The sequence below is a fragment of the Parvibaculum sp. genome (genome assembly GCF_049671045.1).
In the GTDB taxonomy this organism is placed as follows: domain Bacteria; phylum Pseudomonadota; class Alphaproteobacteria; order Parvibaculales; family Parvibaculaceae; genus Parvibaculum.
Genome location: NZ_JBATUH010000135.1, coordinates 1 through 7,501 on the forward strand (window position 1 = coordinate 1; position 7,501 = coordinate 7,501).

General features: G+C 66.0%; 7 protein-coding genes. 6 read left to right on the forward strand and 1 reads right to left on the reverse strand.

The genetic code is table 11. From position 1 onward, the window contains the following. The 3 genes from WBG82_RS15775 to WBG82_RS15785 form a co-directional block, all read left to right on the forward strand. Positions 1 to 252: tetratricopeptide repeat protein (locus WBG82_RS15775; protein ID WP_424425860.1), on the forward strand; the 252-nt coding region annotated here is incomplete at its 5' end. A gap of 212 nt (positions 253 to 464) precedes the next feature. Beyond that, positions 465 to 2,588: a sensor histidine kinase gene (locus WBG82_RS15780; protein WP_424425862.1), complete on the forward strand. Its 2,124-nt coding sequence runs from the start codon at positions 465 to 467 to the stop codon at positions 2,586 to 2,588. Beyond that, on the forward strand, positions 2,585 to 3,232 hold the full coding sequence (locus WBG82_RS15785; protein ID WP_424425864.1) for a LuxR C-terminal-related transcriptional regulator: 648 nt from the start codon (positions 2,585 to 2,587) through the stop codon (positions 3,230 to 3,232). Before WBG82_RS15780 ends, WBG82_RS15785 begins: the two co-directional genes overlap by 4 nt. 29 nt (positions 3,233 to 3,261) lie before the next feature. Here WBG82_RS15785 and WBG82_RS15790 read toward each other — a convergent pair whose 3' ends face one another. Beyond that, positions 3,262 to 3,957: a MarC family protein gene (locus WBG82_RS15790; RefSeq protein WP_424425866.1), complete on the reverse strand. Its 696-nt coding sequence runs from the start codon at positions 3,955 to 3,957 to the stop codon at positions 3,262 to 3,264. A gap of 148 nt (positions 3,958 to 4,105) precedes the next feature. Between WBG82_RS15790 and gshB the strand changes: the two genes are divergently transcribed. From gshB to WBG82_RS15805, 3 genes are all read left to right on the forward strand, one after another. Beyond that, positions 4,106 to 5,044, forward strand: coding sequence for a glutathione synthase (gshB, locus tag WBG82_RS15795; protein WP_424425868.1), 939 nt, complete (start codon positions 4,106 to 4,108; stop codon positions 5,042 to 5,044). Positions 5,045 to 5,046: 2 nt separating this feature from the next. Continuing rightward, complete coding sequence (locus WBG82_RS15800; protein ID WP_424425870.1) at positions 5,047 to 6,174, forward strand: VIT1/CCC1 transporter family protein; 1,128 nt, start codon at positions 5,047 to 5,049, stop codon at positions 6,172 to 6,174. Between the two features lie 73 nt (positions 6,175 to 6,247). After that, positions 6,248 to 7,501: YifB family Mg chelatase-like AAA ATPase (locus WBG82_RS15805; RefSeq protein WP_424425872.1), on the forward strand; the 1,254-nt coding region annotated here is incomplete at its 3' end.

A 7,501-nucleotide genomic window follows, 5' to 3' on the forward strand; every position in this document is an offset into this window, starting at 1 on the left:
ATATTGAGCCGCGCCATCCGCCTCGGCGAACTCGATCATGCCCGCCTCGTCGTCACACGGATGATCTGGCTGGCGCCGCGCCGCGCCGGCCTTCACTTCGAGCTGGGGCGCATCGAGGTCCATGCGGGACGCATGGCCGCCGCCGCCGCCGCCTTCGAGATCTGCCGCAGCATGGCGTCGGACGATGGCGAGATGCGGATCGCGGGCATGGCCGAAGAGGCGCTGCGGCGCCTCAGGTCGAAGCTCAACTAGCGGCCCTCCGGCTTTTGTTCCGCATAGGGAGCTCGGCTATATTCTCCGGCGAAGTAAGATCGGTTCGCAGACCTCAATGAAAGGCGAAGCATCGTTTGGCCGGGCAACAATTCTCTGACGTGCGAATTCCGCCCCGCTCCGATTTGCGTTCAGGACCGGGAAGATTTCTTGAAACCTGTTTCGCCCGGCCATGGATCGTTGCTTTCGCCGCCTTGCTGGTCGGGCTGCTCACGACCTTCGCGGCGGTTATGCTCGTCCTCTCGGCGCCGAGTCTCGGCCTCACTCTCGCGGCCGATGGCGAGCGCGTCATCATTCGCGGTGTTGACGGCGAGGGGCCGGGCGCCGCCCTGCCCGTCGGAAGCCATCTCCTCTCCATTCGAGGCGGCAGCGGTGAGCCGGTCGAGCTCAATGCAATGGATATTGCCGAAGAGCCCGACGCCTTCGACAGCTACAATCTGCTGAGCGAGTTCTATGCGCGTCAGGCGGCGGTCATGGAGGCGCTGCGCGACGGGCCGATTGCAGTCGCGTTCGCGGCGCCCGGCGGCGTTTTGCAAACGGCGGAGATCGCGCCCGCCCGGGGCTCGGTCGGGGATCTGCCCGCGCATTTCTGGGTCCAGTGCTTTGTCGGCGCGGCGAGCCTTCTCATCGGCGCATGGATATGGAGCCTGCGCCGCTTCGATCCCGGAGCGGTGCTTTATGGCGCAGCCGGTATATCCGTTTACGTCGCTTCGCTCTCCGCCGCGATCTACAGTTCGCGAGAGCTCGCGCTCGATGCCGGCCTGACAAGGTTTCTTTCCGCCATCAATCACATGGGCGCGGTCGCCTTCGGCGCGGTGATGATCGCCTTCTTTCTGAGCTATCCGGTGCGAACGGTCCCGATGCGCCTGCTGCGGGTTCTCTTCGCCATCTCCGGATTTTGGATCGCGCTCGACCTGTTCTGGCTTCTTCCCGCACCGGTCTATGGCGTCCATCTCGCCATCATCGTCGAGATGGCGCTGATCTTCCTCTGCGCCGGGTGGCAGTACCGCGCGACGCGCAAGGACCCGCGCGCCCGCGCGCTTCTCAACTGGCTCGGCCTTTCCGTGATGATCGGCGGCGGCGCCTTCATCCTCACCGTCACCGCGCCCACGCTTTTCGGCGTGCCGGTCACCGTTTCACAGGGCTATGCGTTCCTCTTCTTCCTGCTCATCTATGTCGGGCTCGGCGTGGGCGTCGCGCGCTACCGGCTTTTCGAGCTGGAACAATGGGCCTTCCGCGTTCTCTTCTACGCGATGGGCGTGTTGCTGCTCATCCTGCTCGACGCCGTGCTCGTGCTCTCGCTGTCGCTCGATCGCACGCCTGCATTCGGCATCGCATTGGTGGCGGTGTCGCTTCTCTATCTGCCGCTGCGTGACGGACTGTCCAGACGGTTTTCGAAAAGCGCGCCGGTCGATGTCAACATGCTCTTCGAGGCGGGCGTCGAGGTCGCGTTCACGCCACCCGGCACGGAGCGCGACGCGCAATGGCGCGGCGTGCTGCAACGCCTCTTCGATCCTCTCGTTTGCGAGGTCGTCGACGCGGCCCCGCCGGTGCCCGAGATCCGGCAGGACGGTCTTGAACTCGCGATCCCGGCCGTTGCAGGCCTGCCTGCGCTCCGGCTCGTCTATCCCTGGAGCGGTCGCGGCCTCTTCGGCGCCTCGCATCTTTTCACCGCGGGCCAGCTTGTCGGCCTCATGCAGCATGCCGAGGCGGGCCGGAACGCTTATGAGCGCGGCGCGCTGGAAGAGCGCCGCCGCATCGCGGCCGACCTTCACGACGATGTCGGCGCAAGGCTGCTCACCGGGCTTCATCAGACCGGCCTCGCCGAGGTCCGGAACATCATTCGCGCTGCCATGGCGGATATCAGGACGATCGCCGTCGGCCTTGCGGGCGACAGGCTGCCCGCCGGCACCGTGCTCGCCGATCTCCGGCACGAGACGGCGCAGCGGCTCGATCATGCGGGCATCGAACTGCACTGGACGTTCGAGGGGCTGAAATCCGCCCATGGCTCCGCCTTCGATTACGGCGTCTACAAGCATCTCGTCTCCTGCCACCGCGAGATCGTGAGCAATGCCATTCGCCATTCGGGGGCGAGGAATCTTTCGATCGCCATCGCGCTTTCGGATGGCGGTCTTCGGCTCGCCTATGAGGATGACGGCACCGGCTTCGATCCCGATGCTCATGTCTCCGGCAGCGGCCTTGCCAATATCAGGCGCCGCGTCGATCTCGTCGGCGGCTCGGTCCGCTTCGCAAGGCCGGAGGATGGAACGGGCCTGCGGATCGAACTCGCCCTGCCTTTCAGGGGGCTGGTGCCATGACGCGCCATGCGCTGATCGTCGAGGACATAGCGGCGGTCCGGGACTGGCTCGTCGAGGTCTGCAAGGAGGTTTTCCCCGACCATTCCGCGGTGACCTTCGGCAATCTCGCCGCGGCTCAGCGGTTCCTCGACAAATTCGCCAGAGACGAGCACACGCTCGACCTCGCTCTCGTCGATCTCGGCCTGCCCGACGGCTCCGGCACCGATCTCATCCGGCGTCTCGCGCGGGACTTCCCCGACACTCTGCCGATCGTCACCACCATCTATGGCGACGATGCGCATATCTTCGAGGCCATAGCGGCGGGCGCTCGGGGCTATCTGCTGAAGGACGACCCGACTGAAACCTTCAAGCGCGAATTCGTCCGCATCAGGCAGGGCGAGCCCGCCTTGTCGCCCGCGGTCGCCCGCCGGATGATCGATCATTTCCGGATGGTCGGCGTGCCGCAGCGCGGCGTCTCGCTGACCAATCGCGAGATGGAAGTGCTCTCGCTGCTGGCGCTGGGCATGCGCATTCAGGACATAGCGCGCGAAGCCGGCATCAGCGAGCACACCGCGCGCGACCATGTGAAGTCGATCTATAGGAAGCTCAACGTCTCCTCGCGCGCGGAAGCCGCCATCGAAGCGGTCCGCCGCGGCCTCGTCTAGCTCTGGCCGGTACGAGAGTCGGGCCGCTGCTAGAAGCCGTCCGGGCGCGGCATGGGCATGGATTGCATCGTCATGATGAAGGCGCGGATCGCCTCGCCCGTTCCGGTCAGAACCATCTCGACGCCGACGGTGGCGACGATGAGGCCCATGAGCCGCGTGATGACGGTCATGTTCGTCTGCCCGAGCGCGCGCACGATCTTGTGGGCCTGGCGGAACATCAGATAGGTCACGCCCGCGATCACCGCGAAGGCGCCGATCGAGACGAGCGTATAGGCAAAGCCCGGATGCGCCGAAAAGCTCACCGCCGTCGCGATCGTGCCCGGCCCCGCGATCATCGGCATGCCGAGCGGCGAGATGGCGACGGAAAGCCGGGCCTGCAACACGTCTGGCGGCGGCGTCCCCTCTCCTTCCACCTGATGCGGAATATGCGCCGCCGAGGAGCGGCCCTGCAGCATCTGAAAGCCGATGATCGAGACGAGTATGCCGCCTGCGATCCGCAGCGCGGCGATGGTGACGCCGAACGTCTCGAAGATGAGCTTGCCCGCGACGCTGAACAGGATGACCACGGTGAGCGCCGTCAGTACGCTGTTCTGGGCGATGAGCCGCTGGATGCGGCTATCCTCGCCCGATGTCAGCGCGATGAAGATCGGGGTGCTTGAAATCGGATTGGCGATGGCGAAATAGCCCGCAAGCGCGGTCAGGCCGAAAGTGACGAGATCGTTCATCCTGCGCGGTACTCCGGACATTCGCCGCCCGATGGTCGCCGCTCCCGCCTCATTGCGGGCCGCCTACCATCTTGCAATGATCATATAGTAGCGAAATACGCTAGAAGTACGCCATCGACATCACCGCTATCAGAAGCCCGGAGCCTCCATGAGCCTCAAAGTCGCCATTCAGATGGACCCGATCCATACGATCAACATCAATGCGGATTCGACATTCGCGCTGGGTCTGGAGGCGCAGGCGCGGGGCCACGAGCTTTATTATTACGAGCCGCGCGAGCTCTCCATGCGCGACGGGCGCGTCTATGCCCGCGGCCGCTCGATGACGCTGCGCCGCGAGGTCGGCAACCATTCGACGCTCGGCAGCCTCGAAAAGTTCGAACTCGAAAAATTCGATGTCGTGCTGATGCGTCAGGATCCGCCTTTCGACATGGGCTACATCACCGTGACCCATATGCTCGAGACGATCCATCCCCGCACGCTCGTGGTGAACGATCCGGCCGAGGTGAGGAACGCGCCGGAGAAGCTCTTCGCGATCCGCTTCGAGGGGCTTCTCCCGCCGACGCTCATCAGCCGCGACCCGCAGGAGATCCGCGCCTTCCGCCGCGAGTTCGGCGATGTCATCGTGAAGCCCCTGTTCGGCAATGGCGGCATGGGCGTCTTCCGCCTGCGCGAGGGCGACGAGAACCTGAACTCGCTGCTCGAAATGTTCGGCCAGATGAACCGCGAGCCTGTCATCGTGCAGCAATATCTCCCCGATGTGCGCAAGGGCGACAAGCGCATCATCCTGGTTGACGGAAAGCCCGTTGGCGCCGTCAATCGCGTGCCGGCGGCCGACGAGGCGCGCTCCAATCTTCATGTCGGCGGCATGGCGCAAAAGACCGTTCTGACGAAGCGCGAGCATGAGATCTGCGAGATCATCGGCCCCGACCTCAGGAAGCGCGGCCTCATCTTCGTCGGCATCGACGTGATCGGCGACTATCTGACCGAGATCAACGTCACCTCGCCGACCGGCATCCAGGAGATCGACCGCTTCGACCAGACCAATATCGCCGCCATGGTCTGGGACGCGATCGAGGCGCGGAGGTAGGAATGGATGCTTCGGACAAGCGCACGCGCTATCGCGAGAACCTGCAAGGGGAAGTCGATGGCGCAAGCCTCTACCGGGCGCTTGCCGAAGTCGAAACCGATCCGAAGCTCGCCGAGGTCTATCGCCGCCTCGCCGCTGTCGAGGAAAGCCACGCCAGATATTGGGAGAAGGAGCTCACGCGGCTCGGCGCTCGCATTCCGGGCCTGAGGCCCGGCTTCAGGACCCGCGCGCTCGCCTTCCTCGCCCGGCGCTTCGGGCCGGCCTTCGTTCTCCCCGTCATCAGCACGCTCGAACAGTCCGATAGCGGCGGCTACGACAAGCAACCGGAGGCGGTGGCAGGCGGCCTGCCCCAGGCCGAGCGAAGCCATGCGCGTCTTCTCTCCGCCATCGCCAATCCGCGAACAGGTCTTGAAGGCGGCACCATCGCGCGGCTCGAAGGCCGCCACCGCGCCATGGGCGGCAACAGCCTTCGCGCTGCCGTGCTCGGCGCCAATGACGGCCTCGTCTCGAACCTCTCGCTCGTCATGGGCGTCGCGGGGGCCGAAGCCTCGAATGCGTCGATCCTGCTCACCGGCCTTGCGGGGCTCGTCGCGGGCGCCTGTTCCATGGCGATGGGCGAATGGCTCTCGGTCAATTCCTCCCGCGAGCTTTATCAGAAGCAGATCGAGACCGAGGCCATGGAACTCGAGGAGGTGCCGGAGGAGGAGAAGGAGGAACTCGTCCTCATCTATCAGGCCAAGGGGCTCTCCGAGGCGGAGGCGCGCGCGCTCGCAAGCCAGCTCCTCTCCGAGAAGTCGACGGCGCTCGACACGCTGGTGCGCGAGGAACTCGGCATCGACCCGCAGGAGCTTGGCGGCTCGGCCTGGGGCGCGGCGGGCGTCTCCTTCCTGCTGTTTTCCTTCGGCGCGATCTTTCCGGTCGCGCCCTATTTCCTTCTCGGAGGTCCCGCCGCACTTCTTGCGAGCCTCGGGCTCAGCGGATTGGCCCTTGCCGGGATCGGGGCGGGCACCTCGCTTTTCACCGGGCGCGGCGCTCTCTTCTCCGCCTTGCGCCAGCTTGCCATCGGCTTTGCCGCGGCTTGCGTCACCTATGGCATCGGCCATCTCGTCGGCGTCAGCCTGGCCGGATGAGTTCTCTTTTCGTTCTTGCGCATGATTTTACCCTTGGCTAATCTCTTCCCATAAACAGGGGGCGGGCAGGGGCATGGTCGCGCATATCGAGACGGTGGCGTTTCTGGGTGTCGAGGCGCGGCCGGTCGACGTTCAGGTTCAGATCGCGGGCGGCGTGCCCGCCTTTTCGATCGTCGGGCTTGCCGACAAGGCCGTGGGCGAGAGCCGCGAGCGTGTCCGCGCCGCCCTGTCCGCGATCGGTCTCGGCCTACCGCCGAAGCGCATCACCGTCAATCTAGCTCCCGCCGATCTGCCCAAGGAGGGAAGCCATTACGACCTTCCCATCGCGCTCGGGCTTCTCGTCGCCATGGGCGTGCTTCCGGCGCAGGAGCTCGAGCGCTATGTCGTCATCGGCGAATTGTCGCTCGACGGCGCGATCAATGCCGTGGCGGGCGCGCTTCCGGCCGCCATCGCCGCCAATGGGCGCGGCCGCGGCCTCATCTGCCCCGATGAATGTGGACCCGAGGCAGCCTGGGCGGGCATGGGCGCCGACAATCCCGGCGGCGTCCTCGCGCCCCGTTCGATCATCCAGCTCGTCAATCATTTCAAGGGCACACAGGTCTTGGCCGAGCCCCGGCCCATGAAGTCGGCGGAGGGCCGCGCCGTGCCCGATCTGCGCGACATCAAGGGACAGGAGAGCGCCAGGCGCGCGCTCGAAGTGGCGGCGGCGGGCGGTCACAACATGCTGATGGTCGGCCCGCCCGGCTCCGGCAAGTCCATGCTCGCCTCGCGCCTGCCCGGCATCCTTCCACCGCTCTCGCCGCGCGAGATGCTCGAAGTGTCCATGATCGCCTCGATCGCGGGCGAACTCTCCGCAACCGGCATGGGCCGGTCGCGGGCCTTCCGCGCGCCGCATCATTCGGCGTCCATGGCGGCCCTTGTCGGCGGCGGATTGAAGGCGAAGCCGGGCGAGGTTTCGCTCGCCCATCGCGGCGTGCTCTTTCTCGACGAATTGCCGGAGTTTCCCCGCCAGGTGCTGGATTCGCTCCGCCAGCCGCTTGAGACGGGCGAGGCCGTGGTCGCCCGCGCCAATGCGCATGTGACCTATCCGGCGCGCTTCCAGCTCATCGCGGCGATGAACCCATGCCGTTGCGGGCATGCGGGCGATGCCTCGCGCGCCTGTCCGCGCGTGCCGCGCTGCGTCGGCGACTATCAGTCGAAACTTTCAGGGCCGCTGCTCGACCGCATCGACATTCATGTCGAAGTGCCGCCCGTCTCGCCCGCCGATCTCGCGCTGCCGCCGCCGGCCGAGGGCTCGGCCGAAGTGGCGGCCCGCGTCGCCGCCGCC